Annotated in this window: 18 protein-coding genes and 2 pseudogenes; 15 read left to right on the plus strand and 5 right to left on the minus strand. The window is 56.6% G+C overall.

Annotated features, from left to right (window positions below; translation table 11 throughout):
* The first annotated feature begins 118 nt into the window (after window positions 1-118).
* The 6 genes and pseudogenes from AC1Q5O_RS24485 to AC1Q5O_RS24510 form a co-directional block, all read left to right on the plus strand.
* The gene (locus AC1Q5O_RS24485) at window positions 119-892 is read left to right on the plus strand and encodes an SDR family oxidoreductase (protein ID WP_492566588.1); all 774 of its coding nucleotides are present in this window, start codon (window positions 119-121) and stop codon (window positions 890-892) included.
* 237 nt (window positions 893-1129) lie between these two features.
* A complete protein-coding gene (locus AC1Q5O_RS24490; RefSeq protein ID WP_492566589.1) occupies window positions 1130-1768 on the plus strand; it encodes a DUF924 family protein in 639 nt (212 codons plus the stop codon).
* A gap of 71 nt (window positions 1769-1839) precedes the next feature.
* On the plus strand, window positions 1840-3117 hold the full coding sequence (locus AC1Q5O_RS24495; RefSeq protein WP_492566591.1) for a GGDEF domain-containing protein: 1278 nt from the start codon (window positions 1840-1842) through the stop codon (window positions 3115-3117).
* A 93-nt stretch (window positions 3118-3210) separates the two neighbouring features.
* Window positions 3211-3375 carry a Kae1-like domain-containing protein gene (locus AC1Q5O_RS24500; protein WP_492566593.1) on the plus strand — a complete coding sequence of 55 codons (165 nt, stop codon included), beginning with the start codon at window positions 3211-3213 and terminating at the stop codon, window positions 3373-3375.
* Window positions 3376-3400: 25 nt separating this feature from the next.
* Complete coding sequence (locus AC1Q5O_RS24505; RefSeq protein WP_492566595.1) at window positions 3401-4111, plus strand: HAD family hydrolase; 711 nt, start codon at window positions 3401-3403, stop codon at window positions 4109-4111.
* Between the two features lie 238 nt (window positions 4112-4349).
* A pseudogene (locus AC1Q5O_RS24510) lies at window positions 4350-4475 on the plus strand (type II toxin-antitoxin system RelE/ParE family toxin); the annotation flags it as partial.
* Between the two features lie 316 nt (window positions 4476-4791).
* On the opposite strand, the gene AC1Q5O_RS24515 reads toward AC1Q5O_RS24510, so the two are convergent.
* The 4 genes and pseudogenes from AC1Q5O_RS24515 to AC1Q5O_RS24530 form a co-directional block, all read right to left on the minus strand.
* Complete coding sequence (locus tag AC1Q5O_RS24515) at window positions 4792-5775, minus strand: Dyp-type peroxidase (protein ID WP_492566597.1); 984 nt, start codon at window positions 5773-5775, stop codon at window positions 4792-4794.
* Window positions 5776-6123: 348 nt separating this feature from the next.
* Window positions 6124-6610 (minus strand): annotated as a pseudogene (locus AC1Q5O_RS24520) (DDE-type integrase/transposase/recombinase); the annotation flags it as partial.
* Between the two features lie 111 nt (window positions 6611-6721).
* The gene (locus tag AC1Q5O_RS24525; RefSeq protein ID WP_492566599.1) at window positions 6722-7591 is read right to left on the minus strand and encodes a MurR/RpiR family transcriptional regulator; all 870 of its coding nucleotides are present in this window, start codon (window positions 7589-7591) and stop codon (window positions 6722-6724) included.
* Between the two features lie 49 nt (window positions 7592-7640).
* Window positions 7641-8717 (minus strand): polyamine ABC transporter substrate-binding protein, encoded by a 1077-nt coding sequence (locus tag AC1Q5O_RS24530; protein WP_492566601.1) that lies wholly within the window; start codon window positions 8715-8717, stop codon window positions 7641-7643.
* A gap of 158 nt (window positions 8718-8875) precedes the next feature.
* Here AC1Q5O_RS24530 and AC1Q5O_RS24535 point away from each other — a divergent pair, with 158 nt between their 5' ends.
* From AC1Q5O_RS24535 to AC1Q5O_RS24550, 4 genes are read left to right on the plus strand one after another with little or no spacing between them, the layout of a single operon-like run.
* A complete protein-coding gene (locus AC1Q5O_RS24535; protein WP_492566602.1) occupies window positions 8876-9985 on the plus strand; it encodes an ABC transporter ATP-binding protein in 1110 nt (369 codons plus the stop codon).
* On the plus strand, window positions 9982-10881 hold the full coding sequence (locus tag AC1Q5O_RS24540; protein WP_492566604.1) for an ABC transporter permease: 900 nt from the start codon (window positions 9982-9984) through the stop codon (window positions 10879-10881). Before AC1Q5O_RS24535 ends, AC1Q5O_RS24540 begins: the two co-directional genes overlap by 4 nt.
* Before the next feature lie 9 nt (window positions 10882-10890).
* A complete protein-coding gene (locus AC1Q5O_RS24545) occupies window positions 10891-11724 on the plus strand; it encodes an ABC transporter permease (RefSeq protein WP_464665285.1) in 834 nt (277 codons plus the stop codon).
* A gap of 16 nt (window positions 11725-11740) precedes the next feature.
* The gene (locus tag AC1Q5O_RS24550; RefSeq protein WP_492566606.1) at window positions 11741-12859 is read left to right on the plus strand and encodes a DmpA family aminopeptidase; all 1119 of its coding nucleotides are present in this window, start codon (window positions 11741-11743) and stop codon (window positions 12857-12859) included.
* A 10-nt stretch (window positions 12860-12869) separates the two neighbouring features.
* On the opposite strand, the gene AC1Q5O_RS24555 is transcribed toward AC1Q5O_RS24550, so the two are convergent.
* Window positions 12870-13544, minus strand: coding sequence for a GntR family transcriptional regulator (locus AC1Q5O_RS24555; RefSeq protein ID WP_492566670.1), 675 nt, complete (start codon window positions 13542-13544; stop codon window positions 12870-12872).
* Window positions 13545-13860: 316 nt separating this feature from the next.
* Here AC1Q5O_RS24555 and AC1Q5O_RS24560 point away from each other — a divergent pair, with 316 nt between their 5' ends.
* The 5 genes from AC1Q5O_RS24560 (at window position 13861) to AC1Q5O_RS24580 (ending at window position 18845) form a co-directional block, all read left to right on the plus strand.
* Entirely contained in the window at window positions 13861-14979 is a 1119-nt protein-coding gene (locus tag AC1Q5O_RS24560; RefSeq protein WP_492566608.1) for an aminotransferase class V-fold PLP-dependent enzyme, read from the plus strand.
* Between the two features lie 96 nt (window positions 14980-15075).
* Entirely contained in the window at window positions 15076-15867 is a 792-nt protein-coding gene (locus AC1Q5O_RS24565) for an ABC transporter substrate-binding protein (protein WP_492566609.1), read from the plus strand.
* A gap of 86 nt (window positions 15868-15953) precedes the next feature.
* Window positions 15954-16628 (plus strand): amino acid ABC transporter permease, encoded by a 675-nt coding sequence (locus AC1Q5O_RS24570; protein WP_492566611.1) that lies wholly within the window; start codon window positions 15954-15956, stop codon window positions 16626-16628.
* Between the two features lie 60 nt (window positions 16629-16688).
* Complete coding sequence (locus tag AC1Q5O_RS24575; RefSeq protein ID WP_492566612.1) at window positions 16689-17990, plus strand: cysteine desulfurase-like protein; 1302 nt, start codon at window positions 16689-16691, stop codon at window positions 17988-17990.
* 57 nt (window positions 17991-18047) lie between these two features.
* Complete coding sequence (locus tag AC1Q5O_RS24580) at window positions 18048-18845, plus strand: cyclase family protein (protein ID WP_492566614.1); 798 nt, start codon at window positions 18048-18050, stop codon at window positions 18843-18845.
* The last annotated feature ends 31 nt before the right edge of the window (window positions 18846-18876 follow it).

Raw genomic sequence — 18876 nt, forward strand, 5'->3', positions numbered from 1 at the left:
GAAATTGGCGACAAGTGATGTCAGAATGATCGCCTTTATAGCATTGATATAGACGATATCCTTCATTCTCGAAAGCGGCTGCATAGCGTGGTCGTGCAAGAACGAGGAAGCTGACGCCATGACCGATCACAGCATCAAGGGAAAGACCGTCATCATCGCCGGTGGCGCGAAGAACCTCGGCGGATTGATCGCGCGCGATCTCGCTGAGCACGGCGCCAAGGCGATCGCGATCCACTACAACAGCGCCGCCACGAAGGCGGAAGCGGAGTCAACCGCCGCCGCTGTCAGGGCCAGCGGGGCGGAAGCCGCCATCTTCCAGGCCAACCTCACCACGGCCAGCGCAATGGAAAGGTTCTTCGCGGATTCGATCGCGGCGATCGGCAAGCCCGACATCGCCATCAATACCGTCGGGAAGGTGCTGAAGAAGCCGATCGTCGAGATCAGCGAAGCGGAATATGATGAGATGACGGATGTGAACGCGAAATCCGCATTCTTCTTCATCAAGGAAGCCGGCAAGCATCTCAGCGACGACGGCAAGATCTGCACGCTCGTCACTTCGCTGCTCGGTGCCTATACACCTTTCTATGCAGCCTATGCTGGCACCAAGGCACCGGTGGAGCATTTCACGCGGGCAGCGTCGAAGGAGTTCGGCGAGCGAGGAATCTCGGTGACGGCGATCGGTCCCGGACCGATGGATACGTCCTTCTTCTATCCGGCGGAAGGCAAGGACGCGGTCGCCTATCACAAGACGGCGGCAGCGCTGTCGAAGTTCTCCAAGACCGGCCTGACCGATATCGAGGATATCGTCCCCTATATCCGCTTCCTTGTCTCGGAGGGCTGGTGGATGACCGGCCAGACGATCCTCGTCAATGGCGGGTACACCACCAAGTAGTTGCGGTACGGAAGATGGTGGCCGGCCTGCGGTCGAAAATCGGCGGTCGCTCCAATTAAAATGCAACCGGGAAACAGAAAGGCGCACCATGCACATGCTCCTCACTATCACAGCAGGGCTGCGGTTGCTCACGGTGTTCGCCGTTCGTGTTGCCGTTGCGGTTATCGGCGTTTGGCAACCGGCGAGGACTTGATCGCCAAGCGGCATGAGCCGTTCGAAATCTGAAGGAATAAGCCAATGGCGACCTCTTTACCTCCCGCGCTTCGAACCGTTGCCGTGGCCACCAACACAGGCCGCGCCGACGGCCTGGTTGGCGCATTCAGTCCGGTTATTGATGCGGAGCGCATCAATGCCGTTATCTGCTTCTGGAAGGACGCGGGAACGAGAGGCAGATGGTTCGCCAGGGATAAGGGGTTCGATAAGCGCTTTCGCGACCGGTTTCTTGACCTGCATATGGAAGTTGCTGCACGGCGGCACGACAGCTGGACTGAAACGCCCGATGGCGCAATGGCGCTCTTGATCCTGACTGATCAGTTTCCGCGCAACGCCTTTCGCGGCACCAGTCATATGTACGCGACAGATCTGCTTGCCCGGCACTATGCCCGGCAGGCACTAGCGGCTGGATATATGGAGCGCATCGAACCTGACCTGCGGCTATTCTTCTGCCTACCCTACGCTCATTCGGAAGAAATTGCCGATCAGGATGTCTCGGTGATGTTGAATGCGAAGCTTGGCGAACCGTGGATCTCCCATGCCGAAGGCCATCGCTGCATCATCCGTCGTTTCGGGCGCTTTCCGCACCGCAACCCGATGCTTGGGCGCGAGACAACGCGGGAGGAAGCCGCGTTCCTGCGCAATGGGGGCTTTCGCGGATAGAGGCGTGGTCGCCTAAGCGACACGGCCAGAACAGCAGCGGAAGGAAACTGAGCACGGATTGAGGTTGGGGGTTGATTGACGATATGACAGGTTTTCTAGTCCTTCTGACTCAGGCAGCTATTTACTTTGCCGCCATGGCGATCATCTTTTATTTCAGGACAGCGATTGGGATCGGGGTCTTTTACTGCGTTCTCGGTGCGATGCATTTCCTTGAGACCTACCTCGCAGCAGTTTTCTTCATCGAGCTGCCTTTTGGGCTGATCTCGCCGGGCTCCACAGTGATGTTCGCGGGCAAGCTCGCCTTTTTTCTACTGCTCTACATTAAGGAAGATGCCGAGAGCATGCGCCAGCCCGTTTACGGGCTGCTGATCGGCAACATTCTTATGGTGGTGCTGGCGATGGTTCTGCGTGTCTACAGCGATCCGGTACGCCTGCCGGACTACAATCCGGACCTTCGCTTCCTAGACCAGATCGGCTTGCTCATGATCTGGGGCACGGTCCTGCTCTTTGTCGACCTGTTCGCGTTGGTCGTGATCTACGAACGGCTCGGGACGCTGGTGACCAACACGATTCCGGGCCGGATCTTCATGAGCCTGGCAATCGTGCTGAGCTTCGATCAGGTGTTCTTCTATGCGGGTCTTCGTCTCCTGTCCGGCGTCCCGCTCTCGGCGTTCTACGGTGGCTGGATCGCCAAGATCGGCGCCGCCGGCTTCTTTAGCCTCATGCTGACGCTCTATTTGCGCTTCGTCGAGACAACCGCAGTTCGTACTCGCCCGCACGGTGCCGCCGATGTGTTCGATCGCCTGACCTATCGTCATCGTTACGAAAAGCTAGTCGAGCGGATCGGCAGGGACGCCCTGACCGGAGCACAGGATCGGGGGCGGTTCGAGACGAAAGCGCCGGCCATGGTGCAGGCAGCCTTACGATCGGAACTGTCGGTTAGCCTGATGATGATCGACATCGACCACTTCAAGGCGATCAACGACCGGCATGGGCATCCCCAGGGAGACAGTGTTATCCGGGCGGTGGCCGATATGATCATGGGCAACAAGCGCGAAGCGGACGAACTGTTTCGCTACGGCGGCGAGGAGTTCGCACTGCTTTGCCCGGAGGCGCCGCCGGGGGCAATAGCGACGGCCGAACGTATCCTCGCAGCCGTGTCAGCCGTTTCGCATCCCGGTCTCGACCGGCCGGTCACCGTCAGTATAGGCATCGCGACCTTTCCGGCGGATGCGAAGGATTTTCGCGAGCTGCTGATGCGTGCCGACGCCGCACTCTATGAAGCGAAGGCACTCGGCCGGAACAGGGTGTTCAACGCGGCCGCAGCAGGACAGCGCTCCAAGCTGTGACCGTTTCTCGGGGAATTCCTCAAGCGACGCATTAGCCCGATCTTTGATCAGGGCGTGTTACCGGCTTGTTGGGCGCTATGGGTCAAACAGATCGTGATGAGCGGTGGTGTCTTTTCCAACGAGTTGGTATTGGTCAACACGCTGAAGGATCTTGAGGCGCGTGGCTTCAAACCATATTGCAATCAACTGGTACCAACAAACGACGGCGGCATCTCGCTCGGTCAGATAGTGGTCGCAGCTGCCCGCGGAATCGTGTGAAGCTCAATTGATAAATGAGGCTAAGATGAGTGAAGATAAAGTCAGCGTATCTGCGGTTCTGTTCGACATGGACGGCGTTCTCGTTGATTCCAAAGCCGTCATTGAACGTGCGTGGAATGAGGCAGCGCAACTCTGTGGTCGCCGGATCACCGAGGAGGACATACACAATCACATCCACGGACAGCCGGGTCCGCATACCATTCGCGCTCTGTTTGGCGATCTCCCGCGCGCCGATCAGGAGAAGATACAGGCGCACGTCATTCATGTCGAAAACACGGCTGACTACGAGCCCATCCCAGGTGTCAAACAGCTTATCACTCGCCTCCATGCTGCCGGGATCACGATCGGCCTTGTCACCAGTGGATGGCAGTACAAAATAGATCGCGTGCTTGAATTACTCCAGGCGCAGTCGTCTTTCTCAGTGATCGTCCAACGCGATGATGTGGCTCGTGGGAAACCCCATCCGGATCCTTATCTACTCGCAGCTGAGCGCCTAGGCATTCCCGCCTCAAGGACGGTGGTCTTTGAAGACGCTATCAGCGGTGTCACCTCAGCGGTCACCGCCGGTGCTTACTGCGTTGGCATCGGCGGAGAAGACCTGATAAAGAGCGGCGCAAAGTTCGCCATTTCCGATTTCGAGGACGTGGAAGTACAGATCGGCAGCTCCGGCGTCGCCGTTCTTTCGTGCCGGCCTGGCGATCAGCTATTCATCGAGCGGTTGTCTGTCCGTGTCTGAACACCACCGGACCACATTACACGCCGAATTGGTTTCTGCTATTGGCAGACATCGAGCATTTCAAATCAGAGAGATTCTTACGGCACTGGCCCAGACGCGCCAGAGCGGTCTCACTGCTCCTATCTCAACGCGTATTCAAACAAAATCGTGGTCATCGATTGCGTAAGAATACGCTTTCGGAACATGGAAAGCAGCGTCACGACCTGTTTCCAAGCAACTTTATCTCGTTTCCATGAGTAGGGTAGATGAATTTCAGCCACGTGAGGTTCGCCGGATTCTGATTGGCCGCTATGAGATGCGCTATGAAATCCAGAATGTGACAATCTACGTTTTGCGGATATGGCATACGCGCGAAGACCGTTGAATGATGAGAGTTTATACGGCTGATCCGAAGGCGCGGATGAGTGAACATGGAATTTTGTCCGCGATCAAAACCACCAAAAATCGCCTGTTATCGGCATAAACAAAGGAACCTATCCAATCCGCTGGAGTGCCCAGATATAACCGTGAGCTTTTTCACATACATGCTATGTGTTCCCATAACGATATCCGAGAGATTACCGTCGCCTAGCTTTTCTGGTGTTGAGTGGTCAGTGTCCACGTAGAGTTAAAATCCTATCCAAGTGCAGGTGACGCCCAAAATCAGCGTTGTGTTTTCAACGTTATGATGCATCGGGCGATCAAGCGGTCGTCAGCTTCTGCTGCACCTTATTGACAAGCATTTGCAGCGTCGATCGTGTAGGCGCGAAGAACGTCGTGCCTGTATGTGGCGTCGAGAAATCAAGCAACCTGTCGTAAGCTCCCGGCGGGTCACCGATAAACATTCGCTCCAGCATCTTCTCGATTACCCAAAGGCGCCCGGAATAGCCAATAAAGTAGGTTCCGAATTCTTTTTGCCCTGGTCGGCCGAAGGGCATGTTGTCGCGCAGGATGTCGTGTTCGACACCCTTGGCATCGACGATGGTTGCCAAAGACTTGTGCGATTTGCGCAGCGCGTCGTCGTCATCGATTTCGATATTGTCAATCTTCGTGCGCCCGATGATCGCCTCCTGGACTGGCGTAGGCGTTCGCGTCCAGGCGTTGAGATCGTGGAGATATTTCTGGACAACGACATAGCTACCTCCGGCGAACTCGAAATCTTCATTGCCGACAAGCGCTGCGGCAGGCAGATCGAGACCGGTCGGGTTGGCCGTCCCGTCGACAAAGCCAAGCAGGTCACGCGCATCGAAATAGCGAAAGCCTGAGACTTCATCGATGACGCTCACCGCATCGCCAAGACTGTCGAGTAGAATACGCTCAAACTCAAAGCATAAATCGGGGCGTTCGGATCTGATATGAAAGAGAAGGTCACCCGGTGTCGATGGCGCCGTATGAACCGCCCCCGCAGTCGACGCAAACAGTTTTAGTTCCTTTGGCCGCTGTTCTGAATCAACACGATCCCACAGATTGCGACCGAGCCCGGCAATGCACGACAGTCGACCAGATAGATCACGGAATCCAACTGTCTTGACGAGATCGTCGAGCCCACCGAGTACCGAGAACGCTTTTGCAAGAGCGGTTGGATCACCTGCAACGGTGACAACAAGAAAGACTGCCGCTTGTGACAGCGGTGCGTCGATACTTTGCGCGTCAATCGGCACTCTGTCCCAGCTCTTGTCCGACATCCAACGCTCTCCGCTTTGCTATTTATTGGGAATTTTCTTCAAGTCATCACATGCCGGTTGGTCACGGTGCCCAGTTAGCAACTCGACCAACACAGTGTCTGAGCTTGTCTCCGCAGCATCAGGTCTGATTATCAAGAAATTCCGATAATAGCACCCTTATAAGCTGAACTTGGAGTGATTCCGAGAAATTCTATCCCCTGAATATTTCCGAACTGGTCAGGCTGTGTTGTTATCCGAATATTAAATAGCGGCGAACCGTTCGGCAAAGACAAATCACTCCCCAGCCACCATTCGCCCCGCAACTATCAAAGTTGGTATCACGATTTTTGCATATTTCCGGTATCATGATGGACTGCCCGGCATGATGTAGGCGGTTTTGGCACTGACAGCAGCAATCCAATCCCTCAAGACCTCTGCGACGTATTCAGGGCCGTTCTCGGATCGGACATGGCATGGAATTCATCGCAGAATAAACAGATCGGACAGAACGTCGATGACATCCGTCGCCTTCAGCTTTCTGTCGACCCAGATGGCAATACATTCCCGTGTGAACTCATTGATCACGTCGGTGTAAACGCAGAGCGTTTGTCGCGAAGCATGCGGATTTTCCTTCCATTGTGCGTGCTCGCTTCAGCAAAGTCATAGGACCAGACATGGTTGGAATATTCCAGACGCAGCCGGATGCAAGAGCTTTCATTCAGCCGCAAGCGCCCGCGTTTGGGTTGTCTGTGTGGAACTTTGAGCCCCTCACGCTGCCATATCCGTTCAATCCGTTTTGGTTCACCACCCAATCCGCACGGTGCAGCATCGCTGTGATGCGACGATAACCGCATCTGACAAACGATTGATGAATGCGATGTACCCTATCAGACAGATGAACCTCCACATCGCAAGACCCGGTTGCTTTACTTCCCGTTCGGGAGGAGCATTCGGGTCAGGGTAATGTCTATGCCTCGAAATCTCCGAAGCAATCCTGCAACCTTGTCACTTTGGCCACGCGTTCATTGACCTGCTCGCCTAAGAGAACAATGACATTGCTGACCATCAGGTCCAGAACGGCGGTAATGGTTGCGGCGCCATCCCACAGCGGTCCGTGAGTACCGGGCAGGATGAGGGCGACGTCAGCTACATCTTCTGCCCACGGACAAAATTCATCGGTTAGTAGAATGACCTTGACGCCGGATTTGCGAGCCTCGATTGCCAAGGGACGTGCCTTTGCCGCAAACCGGCGCACGTCGTAGAGAAACAGGCACCGGTTCTCCACGGAGCCGTCGAGCAATTCTGCATAGGTGCCGTTGAGGCCGTCGATGAATTCCACCCGCGGCCGCGCATAGGAAAGCTGGGCGGCGAAATACTGGGCGATGCCGCGTACATTCTGAAAAGCTGCCACATAAACTTCCTGAGCCTCTATCAGTGTCGTCACGGCGTGGCGCCATTCGGCCTTCGTCGTCAGTTCGTAGATGTGGCCGAGATTGTCGATCTGCTGTTTGATGAGGCCGGCCAGCAATTCGCCATCACGAATGTCTGCCTGCAGGCCTTCGAGAGGCCCTTTGACCTGCCATGCGGGATTGCTGCTCCCGCGCCTGAGTTCATCCTTCAATTGGTCGAGGCCTTCAAAACCCAGGCGCCGCAGATAGCGGCCCACTGTCATGGGGCTAACACCTACCCTGCCGGCAATTGACCGTGCCGTTTCAAACGGTAATTCATTGATGTTGCGTTCGAGGTAGCTCGAAATCAGCTTGTCCGAATTGGATTGCCGCATCTCTTGGTGCCTGACGCGTTCCAGTATGAGCTTGCTCACGTGCGGCTCCTCCATTTTGATCGAGTTCCGGCCAGGTTCGAGGTGCTGGCCGGATGGCGTATATTTACTGCGCAGTTTTGACCCGGGTCCAGACCCGATCAACCTGACGCAGGTTCGCGCCGAGATCTTCGAATATTTGCAGATGCTTCATTGTTTCCGTCGAAGGGTTGATCTCTGTGCTGTTTTTGATCCTGTCCGGTGTGAGTGCACGTGCCGGGACATTGGGCGTACCATTGGTTTGTTGGGAAACATTCAATGCTGCAACCTCCGGCCGCGTATAGAACTGCAGGAACTTGATCGCATTGTCCTTGTTTGGCGCGCTTTTGAGCACACACATATCTTCCTGATACATCGTGGCTCCCTCTTCCGGAATGACATAGCCGAGATCTTTTTGATTGCCAAATACATCAACCATTGCGCCGACGAAAAAATGTGCCGCCGCGACATCACCCGATTGCACCAATGGCCGTGAGTCGTAGGTGAATGCCGCGACATGGGGTTTCATCGCTATGATCGTATCGGCCGACTGCTGCAACTGCTTGGGATCGGTGGAATTGATGCTGTTGCCATTGAGAATGAGGCCAACCGCAAGCACTTCGCGCATGTCGTCGAGCAGCGTGAATTTCAGTTTCTTCTCTTTCACAATTGCCAGGAGGTCGTGCCATCCGGTGACGTCCTTGCCGAGTACCTTGCGATTGTACATGATGCCGACCGAACCCCAGGCATAGGGCAGGCAGTACTCACCCTTCGTGTCGCTCTTGGTGCGCAGGAACGATGGATCGATATTCTTGAAGCCCTCGTACTGATTGATGTCGGTCTTTTGCAGAAGATCGAGCTTGGCCATGATGTCCTGCATGTGCACGGAGGGAAATACGATGTCGTAACCCGTCGCGCCGCCCTGGATCTTGGCAAGCATTTCCTCGTTCGAGGAGTATGTGGCGAGATTGACCTTTATCTTGGTCTCGTCCTCGAACTTCTTGAGGACCTCAGGATTGATGTATTCACCCCAGTTATAGATGTTCAATTGATCAGCTGCTTGAACGCCCGCGCTCCAGCCGGCCAGCATCGTGCCGGTCATCACGGCAACGAGTGCATGCCGGCGGAGCGCGCCGAGCGCGGATGAATAATTTTTTCGGGCCATCTTTCAGTTCTCCTCATTCAGCACCTTGTGCCTGTTCTTGGTTCCCTTGAGTGTCTCATGCCGACTTCTGACGAGCCGTTGACTTCACCTGATAAATGATATCTCTATATCAGAAAGGCGCAAGAGTTATTTAAGTAACATGCCAAAGGGGAATAAAGATGCAGGATTCCATTGTTCGAATGGAGGGCGCGCGAAAGTCATTTTCGCTTCCGGGAGGCCGGACGATCAATGCCCTGAACGGGATTGATCTTAACGTTCGGCGCAACGAATTTCTGACGCTGTTGGGACCATCGGGTTGCGGCAAGACGACGTTGCTGCAGGCCATCAATGGATTCGTCGCGCTGGATGCGGGGCGTCTCATGATCGACGGGGAGAACGTGATCGATACGCCGCCCCATCGGCGGCCCGTCAATACGGTTTTTCAGAATTATGCCCTGTTTCCGCACATGACCGTGGGTGAGAATACCGGCTATGCGCTGGAGGTTGCCCGTGTTCCCAAGGGCGAACGCAAGCAGCGCGTCGATGCGGCCCTGCGCATGGTCGGCCTTGAAGATCTGGGAAGCCAGCGCCCGCGCCAGCTTTCGGGCGGCCAGCAGCAGCGGGTCGCCCTGGCGCGCGCCATCGTTGCCCGGCCAAAATTGCTGTTGCTTGACGAACCCCTGTCGGCGCTTGACCGCAATCTGCGCCAGGCCATGCAGATCGAATTGAAGACGCTCCAGCATGAACTGGGTATTTCATTCATTTTCGTCACGCATGACCAGGAGGAGGCCTTGACCATGTCGGATCGCATTGCGGTCCTGCAGGGAGGCACAATCCAGCAGCTCGATACACCGCGCAAGATCTACGACAAGCCAGCCAACCCGTTCGTTGCCAGCTTCATCGGTGCAAGCAACCTCTTCGAAGGAGCCGTCAGCGGACAATCCGTGATGACGGGAGACGGCGATGTCATTCGTTGCCTGCATGGTCTCGAGGCGTTCCGGGACGGCAACGCAGTGACTGCCCTGATACGTCCCGAACAGCTCTCGCTTTCCGCAACTGCCACGGAAGGTCCTTCCATCGAAATCGAGGTCGAGCAGATCGTGTTCGTCGGATCATCATTCGAGTTGTTGGGGCACACCGCGCGGGGACGCAAATTGTCGGCGACCATCCCCGCTGCCTATACGGCAAGAATTGCGGCGGCGGAACAGGAGCGCAGGGCGGTGCTGACCTATGATCCCGCTGCCGTCCATCTCATGCCCGGCAATGCCAAAGGGGAGGTTTCCGCATGAATCTCCAGACGCGCGACCGCCTTCAACTCGGAACATTGCTGGGCCCATTGAGCCTGTTCCTCGCCATTTTCTTCCTTGGGCCGCTCTTCATCATGATGGTGACGAGTTTCTTGGCGCCGGGTCTTTATGGCGGCGTCGAATGGCACTTCTACCCCGACAATTTCGGGCGCATTCTCGGGTTCGCTGATCCGGCCTTTGAGGAATACGATCCGATCTACATCGCGATCTTTCTCCGGTCGATCCGGATTGCAGCCCTGACGGTCGTCGTTACGCTTCTGGTGTGTTATCCCGCCGCATTCCAGATAAGTCGGTTGTCCGAGCGCTGGAAGAACATCAGCCTGTTCCTCATCACGCTGCCGTTCTTCACAAGTCTGATCGTTCGGCTTTTTGTGTGGGTTCTGCTCCTGCGGCAGACCGGTCTCATCAACGAGCTTCTCCTGAAAACAGGTCTCATTAATCGACCGCTCGAGATGATCTATACCGACGGCGCGATCATTGTCGGGATGGTCTACATCTTCATTCCGTTCATGTTCATGCCCGTCTATGCAAGTGTCGAAAAGCTCGACTGGTCGCTCGTCCGGGCATCGCAGGATCTGGGGGCCGGTCCGGTCCGCACCTTCCTGCGGATCATCCTGCCACTCACTCTACCAGGTATCATCGGCGGCTCGATCATCGTGTTCATTCCGGCGCTTGGAAACTTTGTCGTCCCGGCAGTTCTGGGCGGTGCGAAGGTTCAGATGCTCGGCAACCTCATCGAACAGCAGTTTCTGTCCGCCCGAAACTGGCCGTTCGGTTCCGCGCTGGCGATGCTTGTGATGAGTGTCATGCTTGTTCTCCTGTTTTTCTATGTCCGGCAGGAAAGCCGTGGCAGCCAAGTCCCTGCATCCGGCCGGTAGGAGATAACCATGAAACTGATGAGATCCATCGGACGCAGCACCCTCGCATTCTACACGGTGTTGTTCTTTGTCTTTGTCTACCTGCCGCTGCTCCTGATCATTGTTTATTCCTTCAACGCCAATCCTGTGAACATGATGACGTGGTCCGGCTTTACTACGGAGTGGTATGCTCAGGTTCTCGGCTTCAAGACGACGATTTCGGAGAATGCGCTCTATTTGGAATCGACAGATCAACTGCTTCAGGCGGTGCGCAACAGTTTGCTGATCGCGCTTTCAACGACAGCGGTCGCGACGCTCTTCGGCACGGCCGCTGCGCTTGCCGTGCACCGCTTCCATTTCTTCGGCAAGAGGCTCTATCGCGTTCTCCTGTTCTTGCCCATGTTGATGCCGGATATCGTGCTCGGAATTGCACTGCTCATCTTCTTCGTTTCGGCCGGAATTCACCTTGGCATCGGAACCATCATCATCGGCCAGTGCACGTTTCTCATTTCATATGTGTTCATCGTGGTTTCGGCGCGTCTGGCCGGAATGGACCGCACGCTAGAACACGCCTCGGCCGATCTTGGCGCCAATGAGTGGATGACGTTCAGGCGCGTGGTCATGCCCCAGCTGATGCCGGGGATCATCGGCGGGGCACTCTTGGCATTCATCATTTCGATGGATGACCTGGTCATTACCTATTTCATCGCGGGCGTCGACGTCACGACACTGCCGATGTTCATCTTTTCCATGATGCGTCGTGGAATAAAGCCGGAAATCAATGCCATTGCGGTGATGATGCTGATGTTCTCCGTCATCATCGCCTCTTTGGGCCTCTATTTCCGTTCCCGCCAAAAATCCTGAACGACGAGACACAATCATGACAAACGACAACAAAACCCTGCGCGCTCGCCAGCTGGGATTGCCTTTCAAGGGAAGAACCGGACCGTTCAATGCGATCACCGATGTCAAGGGGATAAAGGTAGGGTTCGAGACGCTCATCGAGAATGCTCCGCGGGCAGGCCGCCAGCTGCCGGTGCGCACGGGCGTGACGGCAATCATACCGCATGCCGAGGATGCCGAGCCCCCGATCGTGTATGCCGGAATCCACCGGTACAACGGAAATGGCGAGATGACCGGGTCGCATTGGATCGAGGATGGCGGCTATTTTCTCGGACCGGTCCTGCTGACGAATACGCATAGTGTCGGGATTGCCCATCATGCCGCCATCAAATGGATGCTTGAACGCTATCCCGATACCTATAATGCTAGGGACCTGCTCTGGCTGATGCCGGTCGTTGCGGAAACCTATGATGGCCTGCTTAATGACATCAATGGCCAGCATGTGACCGCAGAGAATGTATTTTCCGCGTTGAATTCAGCCGCCACGGGTCGCGTTGCCGAGGGTAACAGCGGCGGCGGCGCCGGAATGATCACCTACGGCTTCAAGGGTGGAACGGGGACTTCCTCCCGCGTCGTAGAGGTCGGCGACACGGAATACACATTGGGTGTGCTGGTGCAGGCCAATCACGGCCAGCGTGATTGGCTGACGATCTGCGGCGTTCCGGTTGGAGAACATCTGCGTGACGGCACGCCGGCCAGCCAGCTCAGGGAGCGCGGATCGATCATTGTCGTCGTGGCGACCGATCTGCCGCTGGCGCCGCACCAGCTCAAACGTATCGCACGCCGCTGCACCATCGGAATTGGCCGCAACGGCACGCCGGGCGGCAATAATTCAGGCGATATTTTCCTCGCCTTCTCGACGGCCAACAAGCAGCCGATGCGCCACAAATCCGGGACGCACCTGCCGCTCGAGATCATCAATGACGAACGGTTTGACCCACTTTACTCCGCCGTTGTCGACTGTGTTGAAGAGGCTGTCGTCAACGCGATGCTGGCTGCGGAAAGCCTGGGGGGGACCTCATATGACCGGGTCCGGGTCGATGCGATCAATGCCAAGACGCTGGTGGATCTGCTTGCGCGGTATCAGCGTCTCTGAACGCTGCCTGCTATTTCGGGCAAAGGGCGCGCAAGACATCCTGTGTGGCGCGAATGTCAGCAACTACTTCGTCCCTGGCGCGGGCGAAGTCCTTCTGCCGTAGGGCCTCGACAATGGTGGCGTGACGTCCGGACGGTTCTGACTCGCCCGCACGGATCAAGGGTGCCACATGGGTCGAGAGCATGCGCATGTAAGGTCCGAAACGCAGCCACAATGTTTCAATAAGCTGATTGAGGACGTCGGACCCGGAAGCCCGGTATATGGTGAAATGAAACTGCTGGTTCTTGCCGATGAGCGTGTAGATATTTTCCTGTCGGCCGATTGCCCGCTGCTCCGCAACGATCCTTTCCAGAACCTCGAGATCCGCTTCCGTTAAAAGCGGTGCTCCAAGTTCCGTTGCCAAAGCCTCCACGGCAATGCGCGCGCGGCAAAGATCGTCGAGCCGTGCCACGGTAACGATGGGAACCCGCGCTGAACCGTTCGAGGCAATCTCCAGCGCATTTTCTGCGGCAAGGCGGCGAAGTGCCTCCCGCACCGGCATGTTGCTGGTGCCGAAGGTCTCGGCCAGGCCGGCTATGGTCAGGCTTTGAGCAGGATCGAACTGTCCATTCATCAAAGCCTGGCGCAATTGCTGATAAACGCCATCCTGAATGGTGGTGCGTGAAGAAACCGGCCCAAAACTCATTTCCACCTGGACATTTCCTTCTTCGCTGCGCGAGCGTGTGTTCCCTTGCGTTCAGGAACAGATCCGCCGGGCTGTTCAATTCATGGCTGATAGCCTGAAACGGGTGACGATTACAATCAAGCAAAGCTGTCACGAGGCACTGCAAGTCCGAGAGGACTGAATCTCTTTGAGGAACCCAAGGCTGCAGCATATCCGCCTGACATCTTGCCCGTAAAGCTGAATGCGCAGAACCGTTTTTGCAAGATGCAGGTGAGGGGGCAATTGACGCTTTTTTAGATTTGTGATCAAATGATCACAAATTGGCAAGAGGCGGTGCATGTCAGGTTATTTTCTATACCATTCGATCGGCACGTTTCCCGGCAAGGCAGCCGCCGTAAGCATGGCGCTGACGGAATTTTCGCAAGTATGGTGTGCGGAAAATGACGGGCAGTGGCCTGCGGCACTCGCCGCTCGGCAGCGGTTCATCGATGCATGGGCCGGACTGATCGGCGCACCGGCAGGCTCGCTCACAACAGCTGAGAATGTGACGACCGCCCTGTACAGCCTGATTGGTGGACTTCCCAGAGCGGCACTTTCCGGGCGCCGCTTCCTGATTGCCGAGGACTGCTTTCCGAGCCTGCATTTCATGCTGGCGAGGATTGCCGGCCGTTTTGGTTTTGCCCTCGATACCGTGCCGCTGCGGCCGGGGGAAAAATGGGTTCGCGATGACGATATCCTTGCGCGCTGGCAGGACGACGTCGGTGTCGCGCTGCTGACATTCGTGACCTCCACTGCCTCACACCGTTCCGATATCGGGCGGCTGGCACAGCATGGACGTCGCATGGGCACGATTGTCGGTGCCGATATCACGCAAGGCGTCGGCGTTGCGCCCTTCTCGCTCACCGCAAACAATGTGGATTTTGTTGTCTCCACCTCGCTCAAATGGCTGTGCGGAACCTCGGGTGCCGGTATTCTGCAGGTAAAGCCGGAGCTGCTTGCCAATTGCGAGCCGGAACTTCGCGGCTGGTTCAGCCAGGAAAACCCCTTCTCCTGGGACCTGAACCGCTTTTCCTACGCATCGGATGCCCGCCGCTTTGATCATGGGACGCCAGCCATACTGGCGTCTGCAGCATCCCTGCCGGGCCTTGAATGGGCAATCGATACGGGCGTCGATGCCATCGCCGCCCAGAATGCCGCCCTGACCGGCCTTATTGTAGAGCACTCATTGGAAAACGGCTGGTCCCTGGGTTCGCCGCTGGACGAGAGCAAGCGTGGCGGAAGCGTCATGCTTTCATTGCCGGAGACTATTGATGCAGCCCGTCTTGTTTCGGCTTTGCGCGAGCAAAGCCTTTATTGTGACGCACGCGGATCAACCCTGCGGCTTTCCCCCGGATTTGTGACGAGCCGCAGCGACGTTGAAGAGCTGTGTCATTCGCTCAAGCAAATGATCCAATGAAATAAACGCCCGATGGGAGCAAATGAAGCCCGAATGAAGATGAGGGCACAAGCCTGAGAGAAGACAACAGAAACGGTAAAACAGAGGGAAACAAAAATGCTGAACCGCTCACGTCTAATGGGAATTCTTGTTGCAACGAGTTTCTTCGCAGCCGCCTCGGCCAGCGCTGAATCTATCGTCGTCGGAGCCTATCCGGCAAATCCGCCATGGGAATACAAAACGGCATCCGGCGATTTTGAAGGATATGAAATCGACGTTGTTCGCGAGGTCGCCAAACGCCTCAACCTGACCGCCGATTTTCAGGACATGGGATTTCAGGCGCTGTTTGCGGCGACAAATTCGGGTCGCGTCGATTTTGCGATTTCCTCGATCTCGATCACGAATGAGCGGCTGAAGAATCAGTCTTTCACCCAGCCCTATTATGACAGCGATGGCACCGTGGTCGGGAAATCCGGCTCGGCGCTCAAGTCGCTCGATGAGTTGAAGGGGAAAACCATTGGCGTGGTTGCCGGGTCTACCGGGGACGCCTGGGCAAAGGCCAACTCCCAGAAGCTCGGCATCACCGAGGTCAAGAGTTACAACACGCAGCAAGACCTTCTCATGGAAGTGCAAAATGGGCGGATTGACGGGGGCGCAGGCGAACTTGCCGGCTTTCAATATGCCATGACAAAAATGCCGGGGCTCAAGATATTGGTGCGCATTCCCACCGGCGAGCGTTTTGCCATGATGGCGAAGAAAACGAGCCCGCTGGTCGAGAAAGTCAACGCGACGATCTCCGCGATGAAAACCGATGGCACAATGGCCGGGATCCATAAGAAATGGTTCGGCACCGCGCCGGAGCCGGGTACCAGCACGCTTAGCGTATTGCCGGTCCCCAAAGCGGAATAGCGACTGGCACACTATTTGGCCGGCTTCCATGCCGGCCAGTTTAACCGCGTGCTGACCAGGGGCCTCTTCAAGGCGCAGGTAATTCGATGGAACTGATCAATACATTCTTCAACTGGGAAATTCTGGTTGAGTCATTCCCAATCCTGTTGCGCGGGCTTGGCAACACCATATTTCTGGGGTGTGCCGCCATCGTCTTTGGCTGCGCAGGCGGCCTTGTCCTGTGTCTGATGCGGCTTTATGGGCCGGGTTGGCTGAAATATGCGGCGATTTTTTACATCGATATTTTCCGCGCTCTGCCCATATTGGTCATCCTCATCCTGATCTACTACGCGCTGCCTCTGGCGGGCATCCGCTTTACATCGTTCACCTCCGCCACGATCGCCTTGTCCATGGTGCTGGCGGCGTTTACCGCCGAAGTATGCCGTGCCGGCATCGAGAACATCCCGCGCGGGCAGTTCGAAGCAGCCTCCGCTCTCGGCCTGCCGTTCTGGATCACCATGCGCAAGGTCATACTTCCGCAGGCGATCAAGATCGTCATTCCGCCGCTCACCAGCAATTGCGTATCGATCTACAAGGACACGTCGCTCGCTTCCGTCGTTGCCATGCCGGATCTTTTGAAGCAGGCGACCGATGCCCAGGCACTCATGGCCAATCCAACGCCTCTGATCGGTGCGGCCGTCATCTATCTCGCATTTCTTTGGCCGCTGGTGCGGCTGGTCAGCCACCTTGAGGAGCGAAGCAAACAGCAGCGTTCGAGATAAGCAACCGACATCAACAATTCGACACATCGGCTCAAACGCCGAACATCCAGGGAACCCGTCATGCCCCATGCCAATACCAACGAAATTGAGTTTCCGATCGGCACCGTCCGATCGATGTTTCCCGCCTTGCAGAAGGCTGGCGAGTTCATCTTCTTCGACAACGCTGCCGGGGCGCAGATCCCGCAAAGCGTACTCGATGCCGTTCAATCGCATCTGGTCGATTTCAACGTTCAACGCGGCGGCCGTTATGGGCGCAGCGTACAGGTCGACAAGGCTGTTGCCGACGCGCGGGAAAGTGTGGCACTCCTGATCAATGCGCGCGACCCGCAGGAAGTCTGTTTCGGGATGAATGCGACGTCCTTCATCCGCCTGGTCAGCCTCGGCATCGGCCAGATGCTGGGTGATCGCGATGAAATCATCGTCACCGACATGGATCATGATGCCAACATCGCCACCTGGCTGGCGCTGGAATCGGCCGGGGCAAAATTCGTCTGGTGGCGCATGCGCGAAGACGGCAACCTGCATGTTGACGACCTTGTGCCGCTGGTGACCAGCCGCACCCGGCTCGTGGCCTGCACCGTTACCGCCCATTCCATCGGGTCGATCGTCGATGTCGCGTCGGTTGCCAGGGTTGCGCATGCGGCCGGCGCGGAAGTGTTCCTCGATTGTGTGCATTACGGGCCGCATGGGCTGATCGACGTCCAGGCTTGGGATTGTGATTACCTCGTCTGTTCCGGCTACAAGAATTTTTCGCCGCATATGGGCTTTCTCTGGGGACGCTTCGAAACGCTGAAACGCCTGCCGACCTTTCGCGAGGATTTCATTCCCGATGTACCGCCCCATAAGATCGAGGCTGGAACATTCATCTACGAGAATGTTTCCGGGATGGATGCCGCGGTCCGGTATCTCGAGTCCATCGGCCGTAATTTTGCTCCATCCAACAACAGGAAGCGCCGCGACAACATCGTTGCAGGCATGAACAAAATCCGCGCCTATGAACTTCAGCTCGCGGCCGAGATGTTGCGCGTTCTGAAAGATTGCGGCGCAACGATTTATGGCATTGACGACATGGCCCGTATCGATCAGCGGGTTCCGACCTTCTGCTTCAATATTGGCGATCTGTCGCCCAAGCTCGTCACCGAGGCAATGTCCGACATGATGATCGGCATCCGCGACGGGCACATGTATGCACCGCGCCTGATGAAGCGGCTGAATTTGAGCATGGACAGCGGAGCAGTGCGGCTCTCCCTCGTGCACTATAATACGATGGAGGAAATCCACCGGTTCGAGAAGGCGCTCCACATCCTGATCAACCGGCATGGAACGCAATCACAAGGTGCAAAGGCTGCGATTGCGCGGTAGCATCGACCGGCGGGAACAGCGACTGAAAGAGCGCGGAAAACGAGAGGAAACACTTCAATGAAGACCAATGAATTGCTTGGCCAATTGGCTGAACTGCTGCTGTCCGGCGGCGTGGAGGTCGTCGACCTTGCCGCGGAACTCAGTCCGGAAACGCCCCTCATCAAATTGCCGCCGGAACTCGCGATGGACACGCCAAAGATCGAGATTCACGAAATATCGGCCTATGACAAGAATGGTCCGTGGTGGGCATGGAACTGGCTGAAACTCGGCGAGCATTCCGGCACGCATTTTGATGCGCCACGCCATTGGATCACTGGCAAGGATCACGCCGACGGGTCGACCGATACCATAGCGGTCAAAAACTTCGTCGCGCCCGTCAATGTCATCGATTGTTCAAGGGAAGCCGCTGAAAACCATGATTTCCTCCTGACTGCCGATCATGTGAAGGCATGGGAGGCGAAGCACGGTGCCATCCGTGCCGGCGAGTGGGTCGCAATGCGCACGGACTGGTACAAGCGCAATGGCTCCGAGGCTGATTTCCTCAATGCCAACGAGACGGGTCCGCATACGCCCGGACCAACGGCCGAAGCCATTCAGTACATCATTGCGACGGGCGCAATCGGCTGGGGCAGCGAGACCATCGGCACCGACGCGGGACAGGCCGGCGGTATGACCCCGCCATTTCCGGCGCACAGCCTGATGCATCAGGCCAACCGCTACGGCCTTGCCAGCCTGTGCAATCTGGATCGGTTGCCAGCAAAGGGTGCAATCCTTATCGCGGCGCCGCTGAAGATCAGGAATGGCACCGGCAGCCCGACCCGCGTGCTGGCGCTCGTCCCGAAAGCGTTGGGTTAGCGGCACCCGGACTGGCAATCCGATACAGGAG

Source organism: Phyllobacterium sp. MT110 (assembly GCF_058792715.1).

Bases quoted from the DNA above. Each gene is read 5' to 3' on its own strand.
- AC1Q5O_RS24555 (WP_492566670.1), bottom strand. From the start codon at position 13,544: ATGAGTTTTGGGCCGGTTTCTTCACGCACCACCATTCAGGATGGCGTT.
- AC1Q5O_RS24570 (WP_492566611.1), top strand. From the start codon at position 15,954: ATGGAACTGATCAATACATTCTTCAACTGGGAAATTCTGGTTGAGTCA.
- AC1Q5O_RS24490 (WP_492566589.1), top strand. From the start codon at position 1,130: ATGGCGACCTCTTTACCTCCCGCGCTTCGAACCGTTGCCGTGGCCACC.
- AC1Q5O_RS24545 (WP_464665285.1), top strand. From the start codon at position 10,891: ATGAAACTGATGAGATCCATCGGACGCAGCACCCTCGCATTCTACACG.
- AC1Q5O_RS24565 (WP_492566609.1), top strand. From the start codon at position 15,076: ATGCTGAACCGCTCACGTCTAATGGGAATTCTTGTTGCAACGAGTTTC.
- AC1Q5O_RS24540 (WP_492566604.1), top strand. From the start codon at position 9,982: ATGAATCTCCAGACGCGCGACCGCCTTCAACTCGGAACATTGCTGGGC.
- AC1Q5O_RS24580 (WP_492566614.1), top strand. From the start codon at position 18,048: ATGAAGACCAATGAATTGCTTGGCCAATTGGCTGAACTGCTGCTGTCC.
- AC1Q5O_RS24550 (WP_492566606.1), top strand. From the start codon at position 11,741: ATGACAAACGACAACAAAACCCTGCGCGCTCGCCAGCTGGGATTGCCT.
- AC1Q5O_RS24575 (WP_492566612.1), top strand. From the start codon at position 16,689: ATGCCCCATGCCAATACCAACGAAATTGAGTTTCCGATCGGCACCGTC.
- AC1Q5O_RS24485 (WP_492566588.1), top strand. From the start codon at position 119: ATGACCGATCACAGCATCAAGGGAAAGACCGTCATCATCGCCGGTGGC.
- AC1Q5O_RS24535 (WP_492566602.1), top strand. From the start codon at position 8,876: ATGCAGGATTCCATTGTTCGAATGGAGGGCGCGCGAAAGTCATTTTCG.
- AC1Q5O_RS24515 (WP_492566597.1), bottom strand. From the start codon at position 5,775: ATGTCGGACAAGAGCTGGGACAGAGTGCCGATTGACGCGCAAAGTATC.
- AC1Q5O_RS24525 (WP_492566599.1), bottom strand. From the start codon at position 7,591: ATGGAGGAGCCGCACGTGAGCAAGCTCATACTGGAACGCGTCAGGCAC.
- AC1Q5O_RS24505 (WP_492566595.1), top strand. From the start codon at position 3,401: ATGAGTGAAGATAAAGTCAGCGTATCTGCGGTTCTGTTCGACATGGAC.
- AC1Q5O_RS24530 (WP_492566601.1), bottom strand. From the start codon at position 8,717: ATGGCCCGAAAAAATTATTCATCCGCGCTCGGCGCGCTCCGCCGGCAT.
- AC1Q5O_RS24560 (WP_492566608.1), top strand. From the start codon at position 13,861: ATGTCAGGTTATTTTCTATACCATTCGATCGGCACGTTTCCCGGCAAG.